This is a genomic window from Kribbella sp. CA-253562, assembly GCF_050942265.1.
Lineage (GTDB): Bacteria > Actinomycetota > Actinomycetes > Propionibacteriales > Kribbellaceae > Kribbella.
Genome location: NZ_CP192049.1, coordinates 4,716,657 through 4,731,842, shown reverse-complemented (window position 1 = coordinate 4,731,842; position 15,186 = coordinate 4,716,657). Strand labels below are relative to the sequence as shown.

16 protein-coding genes are annotated in these 15,186 nt (G+C 70.8%); 3 read left to right on the top strand and 13 right to left on the bottom strand.

Features of this window, described 5'->3' with window-relative positions:
• Positions 1 to 26 precede the first annotated feature (26 nt).
• From ACQPXM_RS22385 to ACQPXM_RS22355, 7 genes are all read right to left on the bottom strand, one after another.
• On the bottom strand, positions 27 to 848 hold the full coding sequence (locus ACQPXM_RS22385; protein ID WP_432936145.1) for a sigma-70 family RNA polymerase sigma factor: 822 nt from the start codon (positions 846 to 848) through the stop codon (positions 27 to 29).
• A 103-nt stretch (positions 849 to 951) separates the two neighbouring features.
• On the bottom strand, positions 952 to 1,980 hold the full coding sequence (locus tag ACQPXM_RS22380; RefSeq protein WP_432936142.1) for a ferritin-like domain-containing protein: 1,029 nt from the start codon (positions 1,978 to 1,980) through the stop codon (positions 952 to 954).
• A 25-nt stretch (positions 1,981 to 2,005) separates the two neighbouring features.
• Entirely contained in the window at positions 2,006 to 2,410 is a 405-nt protein-coding gene (locus ACQPXM_RS22375; RefSeq protein WP_432936140.1) for a cupin domain-containing protein, read from the bottom strand.
• A 32-nt stretch (positions 2,411 to 2,442) separates the two neighbouring features.
• Positions 2,443 to 3,189 carry an SDR family oxidoreductase gene (locus ACQPXM_RS22370; protein ID WP_432936137.1) on the bottom strand — a complete coding sequence of 249 codons (747 nt, stop codon included), beginning with the start codon at positions 3,187 to 3,189 and terminating at the stop codon, positions 2,443 to 2,445.
• Positions 3,190 to 3,298: 109 nt separating this feature from the next.
• Complete coding sequence (locus ACQPXM_RS22365) at positions 3,299 to 5,029, bottom strand: L-aspartate oxidase (RefSeq protein ID WP_432936135.1); 1,731 nt, start codon at positions 5,027 to 5,029, stop codon at positions 3,299 to 3,301.
• 84 nt (positions 5,030 to 5,113) lie between these two features.
• Positions 5,114 to 6,391, bottom strand: a complete 1,278-nt coding sequence (locus ACQPXM_RS22360; protein ID WP_432936132.1) for a hypothetical protein — start codon at positions 6,389 to 6,391, stop codon at positions 5,114 to 5,116.
• Positions 6,392 to 6,440: 49 nt separating this feature from the next.
• The gene (locus ACQPXM_RS22355) at positions 6,441 to 6,857 is read right to left on the bottom strand and encodes an MmcQ/YjbR family DNA-binding protein (protein ID WP_432936130.1); all 417 of its coding nucleotides are present in this window, start codon (positions 6,855 to 6,857) and stop codon (positions 6,441 to 6,443) included.
• 82 nt (positions 6,858 to 6,939) lie between these two features.
• On the opposite strand from ACQPXM_RS22355, the gene ACQPXM_RS22350 reads away from it, so the two are divergent.
• Positions 6,940 to 7,557 carry a dihydrofolate reductase family protein gene (locus tag ACQPXM_RS22350; protein WP_432936128.1) on the top strand — a complete coding sequence of 206 codons (618 nt, stop codon included), beginning with the start codon at positions 6,940 to 6,942 and terminating at the stop codon, positions 7,555 to 7,557.
• On the opposite strand, the gene ACQPXM_RS22345 is transcribed toward ACQPXM_RS22350, so the two are convergent.
• A complete protein-coding gene (locus ACQPXM_RS22345) occupies positions 7,554 to 8,657 on the bottom strand; it encodes a serine hydrolase domain-containing protein (protein ID WP_432936126.1) in 1,104 nt (367 codons plus the stop codon). The two genes, ACQPXM_RS22350 and ACQPXM_RS22345, sit on opposite strands and share 4 nt — an antisense overlap.
• 99 nt (positions 8,658 to 8,756) lie before the next feature.
• Positions 8,757 to 10,787 (bottom strand): HelD family protein, encoded by a 2,031-nt coding sequence (locus ACQPXM_RS22340; RefSeq protein WP_432936124.1) that lies wholly within the window; start codon positions 10,785 to 10,787, stop codon positions 8,757 to 8,759.
• Positions 10,788 to 11,052: 265 nt separating this feature from the next.
• Between ACQPXM_RS22340 and ACQPXM_RS22335 the strand changes: the two genes are divergently transcribed.
• A complete protein-coding gene (locus ACQPXM_RS22335; protein WP_432936121.1) occupies positions 11,053 to 11,556 on the top strand; it encodes a carboxymuconolactone decarboxylase family protein in 504 nt (167 codons plus the stop codon).
• On the opposite strand, the gene ACQPXM_RS22330 is transcribed toward ACQPXM_RS22335, so the two are convergent.
• Positions 11,542 to 12,375: a helix-turn-helix domain-containing protein gene (locus tag ACQPXM_RS22330; RefSeq protein WP_432936119.1), complete on the bottom strand. Its 834-nt coding sequence runs from the start codon at positions 12,373 to 12,375 to the stop codon at positions 11,542 to 11,544. The genes ACQPXM_RS22335 and ACQPXM_RS22330 overlap by 15 nt on opposite strands.
• Before the next feature lie 91 nt (positions 12,376 to 12,466).
• Positions 12,467 to 13,357: an RNA polymerase sigma factor SigJ gene (gene sigJ, locus ACQPXM_RS22325; RefSeq protein ID WP_432936117.1), complete on the bottom strand. Its 891-nt coding sequence runs from the start codon at positions 13,355 to 13,357 to the stop codon at positions 12,467 to 12,469.
• 135 nt (positions 13,358 to 13,492) lie between these two features.
• Between sigJ and ACQPXM_RS22320 the strand changes: the two genes are divergently transcribed.
• Positions 13,493 to 14,086, top strand: coding sequence for a YceI family protein (locus tag ACQPXM_RS22320; protein WP_432936114.1), 594 nt, complete (start codon positions 13,493 to 13,495; stop codon positions 14,084 to 14,086).
• Here ACQPXM_RS22320 and ACQPXM_RS22315 read toward each other — a convergent pair.
• Together ACQPXM_RS22315 and ACQPXM_RS22310 are read right to left on the bottom strand one after the other, a co-directional pair.
• Positions 14,045 to 14,473 (bottom strand): hypothetical protein, encoded by a 429-nt coding sequence (locus ACQPXM_RS22315; RefSeq protein WP_432936112.1) that lies wholly within the window; start codon positions 14,471 to 14,473, stop codon positions 14,045 to 14,047. The genes ACQPXM_RS22320 and ACQPXM_RS22315 overlap by 42 nt on opposite strands.
• A 26-nt stretch (positions 14,474 to 14,499) precedes the next feature.
• Complete coding sequence (locus ACQPXM_RS22310; protein ID WP_432936110.1) at positions 14,500 to 15,183, bottom strand: TetR/AcrR family transcriptional regulator; 684 nt, start codon at positions 15,181 to 15,183, stop codon at positions 14,500 to 14,502.
• Positions 15,184 to 15,186 lie beyond the last annotated feature (3 nt).

Sequence of the window (15,186 nt, the reverse complement as noted above, 5' to 3'; positions counted from 1 at the left end):
GCGGGGCCCAGCGTCGCACCTCGGTGTCAGGCGGCGGCTTCGGCCGGCTGAAGGCGTTGGCGCAGGTCGGCCAGGATCCGGGTCAGCAGGCGCGAGACCTGCATCTGGCTGATGCCGAGTTTCTGGCCGATGTCGGCCTGCTTCCAGTTCTCGACGAAGCGCAGCTCGATGATCTCCCGGTCCCGGGGACCGAGCTCGGCGATCAGCGGGGACAGCATCTCGATCGCTTCGAACCGGTGCAGCTGCGGGTCCTCGCCGGCGGCGACGACGTCGGCGAGCACCAGGTCGCTGTCGGTCCGGCCGGCCGGGCGGTCCAGCGAGAGCACGCTGAAACAGCCTCGCGCGCCCTCGGCCTGCCGGACCTCACCGACATCGGCACGGATCGCGGCGGCGATCTCGTCCAGCGTGGGTTCGCGGCCGAGCTCCTGCAGCAACTCGGGGACGACCGTCGCGATCCTGCCCTGCAGCTCCTGCAGCCGGCGCGGGATGCGAACCGTCCAGCTGCAGTCGCGGAAGTAGCGTTTGACCTCGCCCCGGATCGTCGGCACGGCGTACCCGATGAACGGGATGCCGTCGTCGGGCCGGTAGTTGCGGACCGCCTTCATCAGGCCCAGGCAGGCGACCTGTTCGAGGTCCTCGTCCTCGACGCCGCGGCTGCGGAACCGCTGGGCGATGCCGCGGGCGATCTCGATGTTGAGCTCGACGGCCTGTTCGAGCAGCCGCTGCCGCTCGGTGTCGTCGGTGGAGCGGGCGCGGACCTCGAGCAGTTCCCGGGTGGCGGCCTCGCGGCGCGCGCGGTCCTCGGCCGAGGAACATCTGGTGGGTGCGGCATGGTGCTGACTGAGCATGAACGTGACCTCGCGACGGACTCGTCACGGCGCGGCCTCTTCTCCGGACCGCGGTCATTTGCCTTCGACCGCCATTCGTACCCAACCGTCAAACACTGCGGCGTCAGGAATTTTGTGCGAGGTCGTCTCCGGGGGCGAACGTCGGGCCGGCGGTGGTGCCGTCGCCGTCCGGCATCGCCATCAGCGCCTGGGCCTGCGCCTTCAGGCCGTACATCGTGCCGATCGACGGACCGAGCGCCTGCGGGCTTCCGTTGAACGCCAACTGGAGCTGGGCCAGCAGCCCGCGGTACGTCGTGTCGAACTGGTCCTGGGCTGCCCGGACGGTGCTCCCGGCCTCGGCCGGCCGCGGATTGCGCCGCATCGGGAGCACGGCCGTGAAGTCGACCGCGAGCTTGTCCCCGGTCGGTCCCGTGCGCGGGGTGTCCCCGCGCTGGTACCTGCGGCCCTGGGCGAGTTCCTGGAACCGGTAGTAGTGGCCCACCTCGTTCCGATCGGGATGGAAGACGTCCTGGTCGCCGTCCCAGACCCCGCCTCGCGACGTCCCTTCGCCCTGCTCCACGATCTCCTCCAGGGCGGCCAGCGCCGAGGCGAGGTCGGCGACGGCGGTCAGCTTTCCGCTGCTGTGCGCGAACGGCCCCGCGGTGACCTGGTACGCCGGATCGCCGCTGAACACCGCGGCCTCACCGAGCTCCGCGCACAGGTCGCGCAGGCCTTCCTCGATCGCCGAGTAGAACTGCCCGATCGTCTCGTAGCCGTCGCCCTCGGCCGGAGCCTCCGGCGGCGCCGGCTGCTCCAGCCGCAGGAACATCTCCAACGCCTCCGGCCCGAACGGAACCAGCGACAGCTCCAGTGACCGGTCGCCGTGCGGCATCGTCCGCGGATGCCCCGGCAGGATCGCCGGGGTGTCCAGCCGGGGTTGCCCACCGACGGCGTTCAGCAGGTTCGCCGCCAGCGCGAGATGGATCATCTCCTCGGCGAACACGCTGCTCACCACCTGGACCGCGTCCGGGTTCCGTTCGGCGTCGATCGAGTACAGCGCGACCAGGTACGGCGGGAGCGTCGCGTGCTCCAGCTCGATCGCCCACTGCAGATGCTCGCGCAGGTCCTCGATCGACGCGATCCGGGCACTCATGAATTCGTTCCTCTCACTGGGGGAGTCAGGACGGGCGCGGTGCGCGCAGGTGCTCGCGCTCGGCGAGTTCCTGCTCGTCGACGACGACCAGCATCGGCTGGTCCGGGTCGCAGAGCATGGTGACGGTGAAGCGCAGCGTCGTCTCGTCGCTGGCGTTGCCGTCGGAGTAGTGGATGACGTCGCCGCCGGGCTCCCAGAACGCCTCGCCCGCGCGCAGCACGCGCTCGGGCTGACCCTCGAGCTCGAACCGCATCTCGCCCTCGATCACGTAGCCGAAGGCCGGGCCGCCGGGGTGGCGGTGCGGCGGCGCGCCCGGGTCGCCGGGCGGGTACTCGATCACGACCGTCATCGCGTGCGCACCGGCCGGGATGAACGGTGGTTCGGCCTCCTGCAGGACGGTCAGGGCCGACTGCCAAACGCCAGTGGACATGGGTGTACCTCCGAAAGGTGGTGGGGGATCGATCAGGAGTTGTGGCGAACCCACTCGCCGTACGACGTCTCGCCGCGCTGGGCGTCGTCGTCGGGAACCAGCGCGTACTCGCTGGGGGAGATGCCGAAGTAGACGGCGGCTGGATCGGTGACGACCTCCCGCTGGTCGTTGCCGGCCGCGAGCACCTCGCGGAAGAAGTCGTCCATCCGGAACCGCTCCGGACCGGCCACGTTCAGGGTGCCGTTCAGCGGCGACCCCACGGCGACCCGCGCGACGGCCTGAGCCACGTCGGCGCCCGCCATCGGCTGGAAGAAGACGTGCTTCAGGTGCACCCGCGCGCCGTCGGTGGACGCGTCGGCGATGCTCGGCACGAACTCGAAGAACTGCGTCGCGCGGACGATCGAGAACGGCACCGGCGAGCTCTCGATCAGCTTCTCCTGCGCGAGCTTGGCCCGGAAGTACCCGCTCTCGAGCAGCAGCTCGGTGCCGACCACCGAGAGCGCGACGTGGTGCCGTACCCCCGCCGCCTGCTCGGCGGTGAGCAGGTTGCGGGTGGAGGTCTCGAAGAACTCCAGCACCGCGGCGTCCTCCCAGACCGGCGCGTTCGAGACGTCGACCACGACGTCGGCGCCGGTCAGTGCCTCGGCGAGACCCTGGCCGGTGAGCGTGTCGACCCCGGTGCTGGGGGCGGCCGGGACGGCGTCGTGCCCGTGTTCGGTGAGCTTCGCGACGACCTTCGAACCGATCAGCCCGGTACCGCCGATGACCACGATCTTCATCGTGATGCCTTCCTGTCCGCCGGTGGCGCTGGTCGCCGGCCGGTCACCAGCTAGGACAGGACAGCCTTGCGGCCTGTGACAGCTTGTGGCGATCAAGCTGCGGACGGCATCACTCGACCAGCTTGCCCTCGGTGGAGACCTCACGCATCAGGGTGCTCAGCTCGGACGGGATCGCCGGGATCTCCTCCTGCTCGACCTGGCCCCGGCCCGACCAGACCAGGTTCACCTGGAGCTTCTCGTCGAGCTCGGGGTAGTCGGAGCGGTTGTGGCAGCCGCGCGTCTCGCGACGTACCAGGGCGGCTTCCAGCGTGGCGCGCGCGGCCAGGGCCGACGCCTTCAGGTCGAAGGCGTGTGCGAGGTCCTGGAAGCCGGCGATGTCCGGATGGATGCCTAGACCACTCATCCGGTCCTCGACCTCGGCCAGCTCGTCCAGCCCGGCGGTCAACCCGTCCTCGTCCCGTACGACGCCCGCCCGGTTCGTCATCGTGTTGCGCAGCGCCCGTTGCAGAGCGCGGACGTTCTCCTCCCCGTCACTGGCCAGCAGGTCGTCGACCTCGGCCCGCGCTTCGCCGAGCGCCTCGGCCGAGCGCTCCTGACGCTGCAGACCGGTCGAGTACTTCGCGGCCTCCTCGGCGACGATCCGCCCGAACACGAGCAGCTCGATCAGTGAGTTGCCGCCGAGCCGGTTCGCGCCGTGCAGGCCACTGGCCGCTTCACCGATCGCGTACGGGCCGTCGACGCCGGTGCTGTGGTCCTCCGGCCGGACCCAGACCCCGCCCATCGAGTAGTGGGCGGTCGGGGCGATCTCGATCGGTTCCTTGGTGATGTCGAGCATCTGGAGTTCGAGCAGGGTCTGGTAGACGCGGGGCAGGCGCCGCATGATCGTCTCCCGCGGCAGGTGGGACACGTCGAGCCAGACGCCGCCGTTCGGCGTACCGCGGCCCTGCTTGATCTCCGTGTACGCCGCCAGCGCGACGCGGTCCCGGGTGGACAGCTCCATCCGCTCGGCGTCGTACCGGGCCATGAACCGTTCGCCCTCGGCGTTGCGCAGTTGGCCGCCTTCGCCGCGGGCGGCTTCGGAGACCAGCGTGCCGGCCGCGTTCTCCGGTTCGATCAGGCCGGACGGGTGGAACTGGACCAGCTCGGGATCGCGGATCCTGCCACCGGCCAGGACGGCCAGACGGAACGAGTCGCCGGTGTTCTCGTCGCGGCGCGAGGAGGTGTGCCGCCAGATCCGGGTGTGCCCGCCGGCGGCCAGGATCACCGCGTCGGCGCGGATCACGTACCGCTTGCCGGTGACGATGTCGAAGCCGTAGGCACCGAACACGGCGTTGTCGCGCACCAGGATCCGGGTCACGTAGACGGTGTCGAGGATCGGGACCCCCAGCTGCACGGCCCGGTTGACCAACGTGCGCTGGATCTCGAGGCCGGTGTAGTCGCCGGCGAAGGCCGTCCGGCGATAGGTGTGCGCGCCGAAGAACCGCTGCGAGATCCGCCCGTCGGCCTCCCGGGCGAACGGCATGCCGTAGCGCTCGAGATCCGCGATCCCGCGGGCGGCCTGCTCGGCGACGATCTGCACGGTGACCGGGTTGGCCAGCAGGTAGCTCTCGCGCAGGGTGTCGGCGGCGTGCTGCTGCCAGCTGTCCTCGGGGTCCATCGTGCCGAGCGCGGCGTTGATCCCGCCGGCGGCCAGCGAGGTGTGGGCGTCCGAGCGGGATCGCTTGCCCAGCGCGAGTACGTCGATGCCCTGTTCGGCCAGCTCGATGGCGGCGCGCAGACCGCCACCGCCGGTTCCGATCACCAGGACGGAGGTGGCGATCTGCTGCTCGGTCACGGTCACGGCGGTGCTCCTCGGGGTAGCCGGAGATGTTCCTTCTCCCAGAAGACCGCGCCGGGCGGCCGAATGTGACCTGGTGTGAGTGAGCTAACTGCCCGGTGCCACCGGGTCGAGCCGGGGGTATGGCGCATCAGACATTCCCAGGTCGCGCCAGACGAAGCGGGGGATGCCGGCCAGGAAGTGGCGGATGAAGCGCGAGCTGTGCGCGATCGCGGCCTCGCTGTGCTCGCCGGGCGCGAACCACACCCAGTCCTCGGCGATCCGGAACGGCAGCGGTGAGGTGGCCATCAGGTACTCCATCTGCCGCGGGTGGATCACGTCGTAGGCGAACTTCGTGCTCGGCGAGGTGACCTTGAACCGCTCGTTGAACGCCTCGCTCTCGAAGCTGATCCCGCGTCCGAGCCCGCGGCCGGCGACGGTCAGTTCCGGCATCCGGACCGGCAACTGGAACCCGAGGACCGGCTCGCTGTGGTTCTCGGTCACCGTGCGGGTCGTGGTGCGGCCCTCGCTGTCGGTGGAGGTCTCGGTCCGGGTGGTCTTCCAGTGATGGGTGAAGGCGACGAACGGCGGTCCGTCGCCGTCGCGCCCGCGGATCACGTCGCTCGTGTGGTGGCTGTGGCCGGACCGGTTCACCGGCGTGACCTCCAGCAGGCTGTCGTCGACGTCGATCCAGTGCCAGTCCGGGTGGTGGTAGAAGCCGAATCGAGCGGGCTGCTCCGGCTGCGTCCAGCGGTCCAGCGGCGTCGCGTCGATCGCGTCGGCGACGGCCGCGAGCCGCTCCAGCCACGGGCCGAGCTGCTCGACGTCCTTGCGCGGCGGATCGAGCACGGTCAGCTGGTCGGAGTCGATGCCGAGGCTGAGCCCGGGCATCCCGGCGGCCAGCCCGTTGAGCTGGTTGCACACCTGCGGGGTGAGCACCTCCGCCGCGTACGCCGGATCGAGCGCGCCGATCTGCCAGGCCGGACCGAGTGCGGGCGGCGGCGGCATCATCGTTGCCTCCACGCCGTACCGGGGCTGGGCCTCGCCACCGGTGACCCAGAGCTCGGGCAGCCGGCGGGACAGGGTGACCATGCCGATCCAGCCCTTCCAGTGACCCGAGCTGTACTCGATCACCTGGAACGGGCGGCCGGACGCGGTGCGCCCGGTGATCTGGTCGTCGGGGTTCCGCCGGAAGCCGATCCCGAACGGCGGGTTGCCGAGCCGGGCGACGGCGCCGAAGTCCGGGCTGTTCACGAACGTCCAGCCGCGGTCGCGGACCGACGTGATGAACCGCTGCCGGCGGACCAGGGCGACGACGCCCCAGACCACGCCCGCCGCGACCAGCAGCGCCAGGATCGCGACGACAACCGTCGACCCGTCGCCCACAGTTGCCTCCCGAGTTCAGCGACCTTCCAGCCCGGACGATAGCCGGGCATCAGGCCAGCCGATGTTCCTCGAGCCAGGCCGTCGCCCGCCGCTTCGAGGCCCGGGACAGCCAGGCGTCCTGGATCACCTCGGTCAGCTCCTGCCGGGACAGTCCGCCGATCTCGCTGCCTCTGACCAGCACCGACAGGTGCCCGTCGAAGTGCGGCGTGGTGAAGAACGGGCTGTTGTCGTCCGAGACCAGCGCGAGCTTGTCCTCCTCCGACGGCACCCAGATCACGATCACGTCGTCGTACCGCTCGCCGGTGTCGGGGTCGAACGCGTCCGGGCGCGGAGTCCGGAAGAACACGAACGACTTGCCGCCCACCTGGTAGACGGGATTGCCCGAGCCACCCTTCTCCACGGTGACGTGCGGCATCCCGAGCGCCACCTCGTGCACGTCGCTGACGCGCGCTTTTCGGCCGGCCATGGCGGCAGTCTAGATGTCAAACGACGGCGGACCGCTCCGACCACCGGGTGACAGCAAGCCACTGACGCAGGAGGAAACGATCATGGGCAAGGTTCGGGTTCACAACTTCACGATCACGCTGGACGGGTTCGGCGCGGGGACGAACCAGCGGCTGGAGGAGCCGTTCGGGGACGGAGTGGAACACCTGCACGACTGGATGGATCCGCTGTTCGACGGCACGGCGACCGGGCTGGACGCCGAGATCGGGCTCGACGCGGACGCGTTCGGGGCCACCATCATGGGGCGCAACATGTTCGGGCCGATCCGGGGGGAGTGGCCGGACGAGTCGTGGAAAGGCTGGTGGGGCGACAACCCGCCGTACCACCACGACACGTTCGTGCTCACCCATCACCCGCGGCCGGATCTGGAGATGGAGGGCGGGACGACCTTCCGCTTCACCAGCGAGCCGATCGAGGTCGTGCTGGAGCGGGCGCGAGAGGTGGCCGGTGAGAAGGACGTGATCGTGGCCGGCGGTGCGGCGACCGTGCGGCAGTACCTGCGGGCCGGGCTGATCGACGAGCTGAACATCGCGGTGGCGCCGCTGCTGGCCGGTGCCGGCGAGCCGCTGTTCGCGGGACTCGGCGATGCGCTGCGGCAGTACCGAGTGGTCCAGCACCGCTGCTCGCCGGCGGTGACGCACGTCCGGATCGTCCGGCGTTAGCGGCACAGCTCCTTGTCGAGCAGGGCGTTCACGGCGGCCTTGTGGTTGCCCGTGCCCCAGGTGACCGAGACGGTGACGCGCCGGGTGTTGTTCGGCGAGACGAAAGTCCAGGTCGAGTACCCCGGCGCGTCGCCGTCCTTGCCCCACGCGGTGCCGCAGGACAGCGAACGGCTGATCAGGCCCAGACCGTACTGCGAGTTGTGCGCCGTCTTCTTGAGCTCGGCCAGCAGGTGGGCGGGCAGTAGCTCGCCGCCGAGCAGCGCGCCGAAGAAGCGGTTCAGGTCGCGGGTGGTGGAGATCATCTCGCCGGCCGCGTTCATGATCGACGGGTTGACGGTGGTGATGTCGACCAGTTCCACGGCCCCGTTGCGCTGCAGCGGAAGATAGCCGTGGGCGTGCGGGCCGCGCACGAACGGGTCGGTGCCGGGTACCGACGTCCCTGTCAGGCGCAGCGGCCGGATGATCCGGCGCTCGATCTGGTCGGCGTACGAGGAGTTGGTGAGTTTGTCGACGATCAGGCCGAGCACCAGGTAGCCGGTGTTGTTGTACTGCACCCTCGATCCCGGCGTGAAGACCAGCGGGTACGCCGTGGCCCGTGCGACGAGTTCCGCGGTGGTCCAGGTGTTCCACCGGATCTTCAGCAACTCCTTGGAGCGTGGGTTCGGCATCGTCGCGAGCACTTCGTACAGTCCGCTGCTGTGGTTGAGCAGTTGCCGCACGGTGATCCGGTCGCCGTCCGGGACGACGCCGGGCAGCAGAGACTCGACCGTGTCGTCGAGCGTGAGTTGCTTCTCGTCGACCAGCTGCAGCACCACCGTGGCCAGGAACGCCTTGGTCTCGCTGCCGATCCGGAACCGCGCGTTCGCCGGCACGGGCCGGTCGGAGCCGGCCACCGCGGTGCCGCTCGACGCGCGCACCCGCCGGTCCGCTGTGCTGATCTCGGCCGTCGCGCTCGTCGCTCCCGCGGCGACCACGGCGTCCACCTCGTGCTGCAGTTCGGACGTTCCGCCCGCCATCGCCGTCGCCGGCGCGGCCACGAGCGCTGCCGTCAGGACCCCCGCCACGGCGAGCCGCGGACGCCTCCCAAGTCGTGTTGTCACGCGTGTGCCTCTCTGTTGTTTCGGTGACTCCACCCTGCCGCCGCGCCGACGACCACCGAAACCGGGAAAGACCTGATCAACCCATCAGGGAAACCCCCGCTACCCCAGGGCCGTGGGCAACGGATCCACGTGCACGATCTGCAACCGGCTGACCGCGCGCGTCAGTACGACGTACAGGCGCTGCAGGCCGCGTGGCTCGGCCGCGACGATGCGCGACGGCTCGGCGACCACCACCGCGTCGAACTCCAGCCCCTTCGCCAGGGTCGCCGGGACACAGACCAGCCGGGTCGTGTCCATGGCGTCCTCGACCGCTCCCAGCAGCGCCGCCTCGAGACCCGCGCCGGCCAGGACGTCGCGCAACTGCTCGACCTGCTCGTCGGCCGCGATCAACGCGACCGACCCGACCCCGGCAAGCGCCTCGCGGCACGCCTCGACGATCGTTGCCCCGAACAATTCCTTGTCAGTGGCAACGATCTTGAGCGAGTCGGCGACGGTCCGGACTCCGGTCGGCGTTCCGAGCGTCGGCGCGATCGCCGGCAGCAGCCGGGCCGCGAAGTCGATGATCTGCTCCGGCACGCGGAAGCCCCGGTCGAGCTCGGCGACGATCCCGTCCGGCTTGCCCAGATGGGCCAGCACCTGGTCCCACGGGCCCGCCGCCCACGCGGTTGTCGCCTGGGCGAGGTCTCCGAGGACCGTCGCGGAGCCGGTCCGGCAGCGCCGTCCGAGCGCGCGCAGCTGCATCGCCGACAGGTCCTGCGCCTCGTCGAGCACGAGGTGCCCGAGCGAGCCGGCGTGCCGCTCGATCAAGTCGTCCAGCTCGTCGAGCAGCACGGCGTCGGCGCTCGACCACTTCGCCGACTTCCAGGACCGGGGCGCCTTGGGCCACAGCAGCGCCGTGCGTTCGTCGTCGGTCAGCTCCGGCGCGGTCGCGGCCAGGAACTCGGTGTCGGAGTACAACCGCCACAGCACCTGCTCGGGAGTCACCTTCGGCCACACCGCGTCGACCAGCTGCTTCACCGGCTTCGACCGGGCCACGGCGTTCTGCACCCGGTCGTCCGGCGACTCGCCACGCCGTTCCATCAGCACCAGGACGGCGTGCGCGATGCGCTGGGCGAGCGCGTTGCGTCCGGGCGTGTACCTGGTCGACTCGCGCAGGCCGGCCACGATGTCCGCGACCTCGTAGTCGTGCACCCGGTACCGCTGGGATCCCTTGCTGTACAGGATTCCCTCGGCCGGCGTACCGACGAAGGTCCACAGCGCGCGCCGCAGGATCTCGGCCATCCGCGCGTCGCCCTTGATCCGCGCGGCCTCGGTGGCGTCGACGGCCAAGGCCGGCTGGGTGATCAGCTCCTCGATGGTGATCTGCCGGACGTCGACCTCGCCCAGCGCGGGCAGGACCTTGCGGATGTAGGACAGGAACGAGCGGTTCGGCCCGACGATCACGACGCCGCCGCGGCGCAGCCGCTCCCGCTCGGTGTAGAGCAGGTACGCGACGCGGTGCAGCCCGACGGCCGTCTTCCCGGTGCCGGGCGCGCCCTGGACGCAGACGCTCGGCTGCAGCGGTGCCCGGACCAGATCGTCCTGCTCGGGCTGGATGGTGGCCACGATGTCGCGCATCGGACCGGTGCGCGGCCGCTCGATCTCGGCGCGCAGGAACGCGTCGGCCCGGTCGGCCTCGGTGGCGCCGATCAGCGGTTCGTCCTCGAAGCCGGTCAGCTCCGCGGTGTCGGAGAACCCGTACCGGCGGCGCAGCACGACGCGTTGCCGGTCGCTGCGCGTCGCCCGGTAGAACGGCACCGACACCGGCGCCCGCCAGTCGACGACCATCGGTACGCCGCTGCCGTCGTGCACGTGCCGGCGGCCGATGTAGAACCGCTCGAGATCGTCGATCGCGCCCTTGTCGTAGTCCAGCCGGCCGAAGAACAACGGCACGTCGGGCAGGTCCAGCAGTGCCAGGACGCGTTCTTTGTGCGCCCGCTGATTGGCTTCGTTGGTGAAGCGCTCGTCGTTGCCCTCGCTGCCGATGACCGGGATCTCCCGGACCAGGACGTCGTGGTGCATCCGGCGCAGCGCGGCGCGGGACTCAGCCAGGTAGGCGCGTTCGGCGGCGAGCTCAGGGGTGTCGGCCATCAGGGGTTACCTCTCGTGCTGGAGGGAAACGAACGACGTTCCGGCGGCGATCTTCGAGATCCCGCCCCGGAGCACGCCCGGTTCGTAACGATCCACACGTAGTGCGAACAAGCCACCCGAAAAGACAGACCGGCGACGCTACCAGCGGCGGTGGCGGGCCGCCACCGGTTTTCGGGGTGAGGCACAGGTCACTTCCGTGCCCCGTCACGCGCTCCGACGGTCCGGTGTCTCGTGAACAACCAAGGACACGAGAGAGGGACAGATCATGGAAGCTCGGTTCAACCTGTTCGACAGCGCGACCTCCACCAAGCTGGCCAAGCGGTTCGCCGGCGCCGCGCTGGTCTTCGAGGAGTCCCCGCTGCCGCGGGAGCTGCGTGAGCTGGTGCAGCTCCGGGTCAGCCAGATCAACGGCTGCGCCGCCTGCGTCGACATGCACACCAAGGAGGCCGTCGCGGCCGGCGAGAGCGAGCACCGGCTGAACATGGTCGCGGTCTGGCGGGAGGCGACGGTCTTCACCGAGGCCGAGCGGGCCGCGCTCGCGATGGCCGAGGAGGGCACGCGGCTCGCGGACGCCTTCGAGGGGGTCTCCGACGAGACCTGGGCGACGGTCCGCAAGCACTTCGACGAGGACCAGACCGGCACGCTGATCTGCCTGATCGCGTTCATCAACGCCGCCAACCGGATGAACATCATCGCCCGCGTCCCGGGCGGCGAGTACCAGGCGGGCGCGGCCGCCGAGTTCCTGGAGAACGCCTCACCGGCTCACTGAGGCCTGCCAGGAGGTCAGCAATCGCAGGGCGTCGTACGACGAAGACGCGGGCTCGGCGGTCAGCACCATCAGGCGCTGACCGCTGCCGTCCGGGCTGGTCCACACGTCGCAGTCCAGGGTCAGGTCGCCGACGACCGGATGGTGGTAGTGCTTGGTGCCGTAGCTGGCGGAGTTCACGCGCGCCTCGGCCCACCAGGTGCGGAAGTCGGCGTCCTGGACCGACAGCTCGCCGACCAGCTGGGCCAGCGCCGGGTCGTCGGGATCGGCGGCGGCCTCCATCCGCAGCGCGGCGACCGCGTCGCGGGCGTCGTGCTGCCAGTCGACGTGCAGCGCGCGGACGGCCGGGTCGGTGAACAGCAGGCGAATGTAGTTGCGGTGGGCAACGGGAAGCTGGGCGAAGTCGGTGAACAGCGCGGCGGCGGCCTCGTTCCAGGCGAGCACGTCCATCCGCCGGCCGAGCGCGATCGCCGGATTCTCGGTCAGCTGGTCGAGCAGACGGCGAATCGCCGGCCGGACCTTCTGCGCCGGACGCCGACGGCGCGGCCGGGCGTCGCTCTTGCCGGCGACGGCGTACAGATAGGTCTGCTCGTCGTCGTTCAGGCGCAGGGCGCGGGCGAGGGTGGCGAGCACCGTCGCCGACGCTTGCACGCGGCCCTGTTCGAGACGCGTGTAGTAGTCGACGCTGATCGCGGCCAGCTGCGCGACCTCCTCGCGGCGCAGGCCGGCGACCTTGCGGTGCGACGTCTCGGGCAGGCCGACGGCGTACGGCGTCAGCGCGGCCCGGCGCGCCTTGAGAAAGCTGCCCAACTCGTCGGTCATGGCTCCATTCTCCGTCCAGGCCCGGCCGCGGTGGGAGGGCAAGATCCTTCCCAGGCAGAAGTCCGGCTCTTTGACGCGGCAGCCGCGCAGCTCAGGTCCACGGGCGGAGCTTCTCGGGGTTGCGGACCGCCCAGAGGTTGGTGATCCGGTCGTGCTCGACGTGCAAGGCCATCACCACCACGGTGGCGCCGTCGAGCTGAGCGATCACGCCGGGCCGGCCGTTGACCGAGCGCTCGACAATGGTGAGGCCGGGAGCCAGGGCCGCGACGTCGACCAGCAGCTGGGCGATCCGTGCCGCGCCCTGAACGGGCTCGAGCTGGGCCGTGACCACGCCGCCGCCGTCGGCGACCGCCAGAGCGCCGGGGTCGAGCAGGCCGATCAGCGCGGCGACGTCGTGCGCGGCCCAGGCGTCCTTGAACGCCCGGACCACGTCGGCGTGCTCGGGCGCGGCACGCACCGGCGCGCGGGAGCCGGTCAGCCGGCGGCGGGCCGAGGACGCGAGCTGACGGCAGGCCGCCGGGGAGCGGCCGACGATCGCGGCGACCTCGGGGAACGGATAGCGGAAGATGTCGTGCAGCACGAAGGCGACCCGCTCGGCCGGGGTCATCGACTCCAGGACGACGAGGAACGCCATGTTGACCGACTCGTCGAGCGTCACCCGTTCGGCCGGATCGGTTGCCGTGGGGCCGGCCAGCTCGCGGCGGTCGGGCAGCGGCTCGGGGATCCACTCGCCGACGTACCGCTCACGCCGGGCCCGGGCCGAGCCGAGCACGTCGAGGCAGATCCGGCTGGCGACGGTGGTCAGCCAGGCGCCGGGGGAGTCGATCGCGTCGCGCTGCTCGGTGGACTGCGCGTACCAGCGCGCGTAGGTCTCCTGGACGACGTCCTCGGCGTCGGCCAGCGAGCCGAGCATCCGGTACGCGAGGTTGATCAGCTGCCGCCGTTCGCTCATCACCGCGTCCAGGGCGGAGTCGTCGGTCATGGCGTGCGCATCTCCCGATCGTCGCTGGTGGGGGCCGTCACCGGGTCCGACGAAACGGCGGACCGAACTGTGAGGCCTCACAGTTCGCACGGCTGTGTCGTCGGACCGGCGAGACACCAGCCAGGAGGACAACTGATGAGTGACATCGAGGATATCGCCGAGCGGTCGCACGAACTGCTGACCCGGCTGTCCGGTGACTACGAGCTCGAGACTCAGCTCGGCTTCACCGTCGCGCAGGCGGTGGCCGGCCGGGTCCGGGGCCGTTTCGAGCGCGTCGAGGGTACGGCGCGGCTCGACGGTGACGACCCGTCGCAGTCGAGCGTCCAACTGACGATCCGGACCGACAGCATCCGGACCGGCAACAAACGCCGCGACCAGCATCTGTGCCGGAGCTTCCTGGACACGGCAGGGCATCCGCTGGCCACCTTCTCGTCGACGCGAGTGACGCGCCTCGAGGAGTCGGCCTTCCGGGTGGCCGGCCTACTGACGCTGCGGGGTGTCACGAAGCCGGTCACCCTGGATCTGGAGCTGGCCTCGGGGCTCCGGTTCCACGGGGAGACGACGATCGACCGGCGCGATTGGCAGGTCGTCTGGAACGCACCCGCGGAGGCCTGGGGACTGTTCGTCGGGTACGACGTGACCGTCCAGGTGGACGTCGTCGCGACGCGACGGCCGCGGCAGGCGCCGTCAGGGCCAGTCGTCGCCGGCTTCGAGACGAAGGGCCAGTAGCTGCTTGAGCGGCATCGACTCGCCGTCCCGGGCACCGAGCCCGACGGTCAGCGGCGGGTCGGACGGCTCGACCTGGAGGCCCGAGACGCGGGCCTTCAGGCTCGGCCGGACGCCCAGCACATAGAAGTTGCCGTCGGCATCGACCGCGAGCGACCGGTTGCGCTTGAGGTACCAGCCGACGAGGTTGGTCCGGTAGCTCGCGCCGGACCCGACGACCGGTGCGCGCAGGGGCTGCGGCGCGATCCCGGCCGCCGTCACCTGCTCGACGAAGCCGGCCAGCAGCGCCCGTGCCTCGGCCGTCTCGGCCGCGCGACGGCGGTCCAGCGCCGCCGCCTGCTCGGCTGCTGCCTCCCGCCGCCGCTCCCGCCAACTGCCTTCGCTCTCCACGCCGCCACCTTAGAGGGGTGCCGCCGTCAGCTGGTCGCTTGGGCGAGCAAGCCGTCCACCACGGCGCTGAGCCCCTGCGGGAACGTGTTCGCCTGGGCGATCTCGCCCCACTGGTCGGCGACGGCGGACAGGTACGGCAGGTCGGGGTTCTGCAGCCCTCTGAACGCCGTGTTGTAGCCGGCGGGGTCCTCGGTTTCGGGCCGATGGTGCTGGGCGGTGTTGGCGCGGACCAGGATCTCGCCGACGGTGTAGTACCAGATGTTGCGGAAGACCAGGACGGCCTGAGCCGGCGTGCAGCCGTGGTCGACGGCTCCGGCCAGGATGGTCTCCACCACCCAGAGCGCCGGGTCGCCGATCCGCGCGATGAAGCCGTCGGTGGCGAGCACCTCGGCGGCCCACGGCCAGGCCGCCAGGGCGTCGTGGATGAGCACACCGACGGCGACGATCCGGTCGCGCGGCTCCGCGGGCAGCTCGGGCCGCGGGATCTGCAGCGCGTACTCGGTGATCAGCAGGAGCAGCAGGTCTTCCTTGTTCCGGACGTGGTGGTAGAGCGTCGTGGCGCCGATGCCGAGCTCGCCGGCCAGGCCGCGGATCGTGAGCTTCTCCCAGCCGTTCTGGTCGATCAGCCGGCGGGCCGCCGCGAGGATCTCGGCGCGCGAGGTCACGGGGGGACGGCCGGTCTGACCGCCGGCGGTGCTGGATCTGGGCACGGT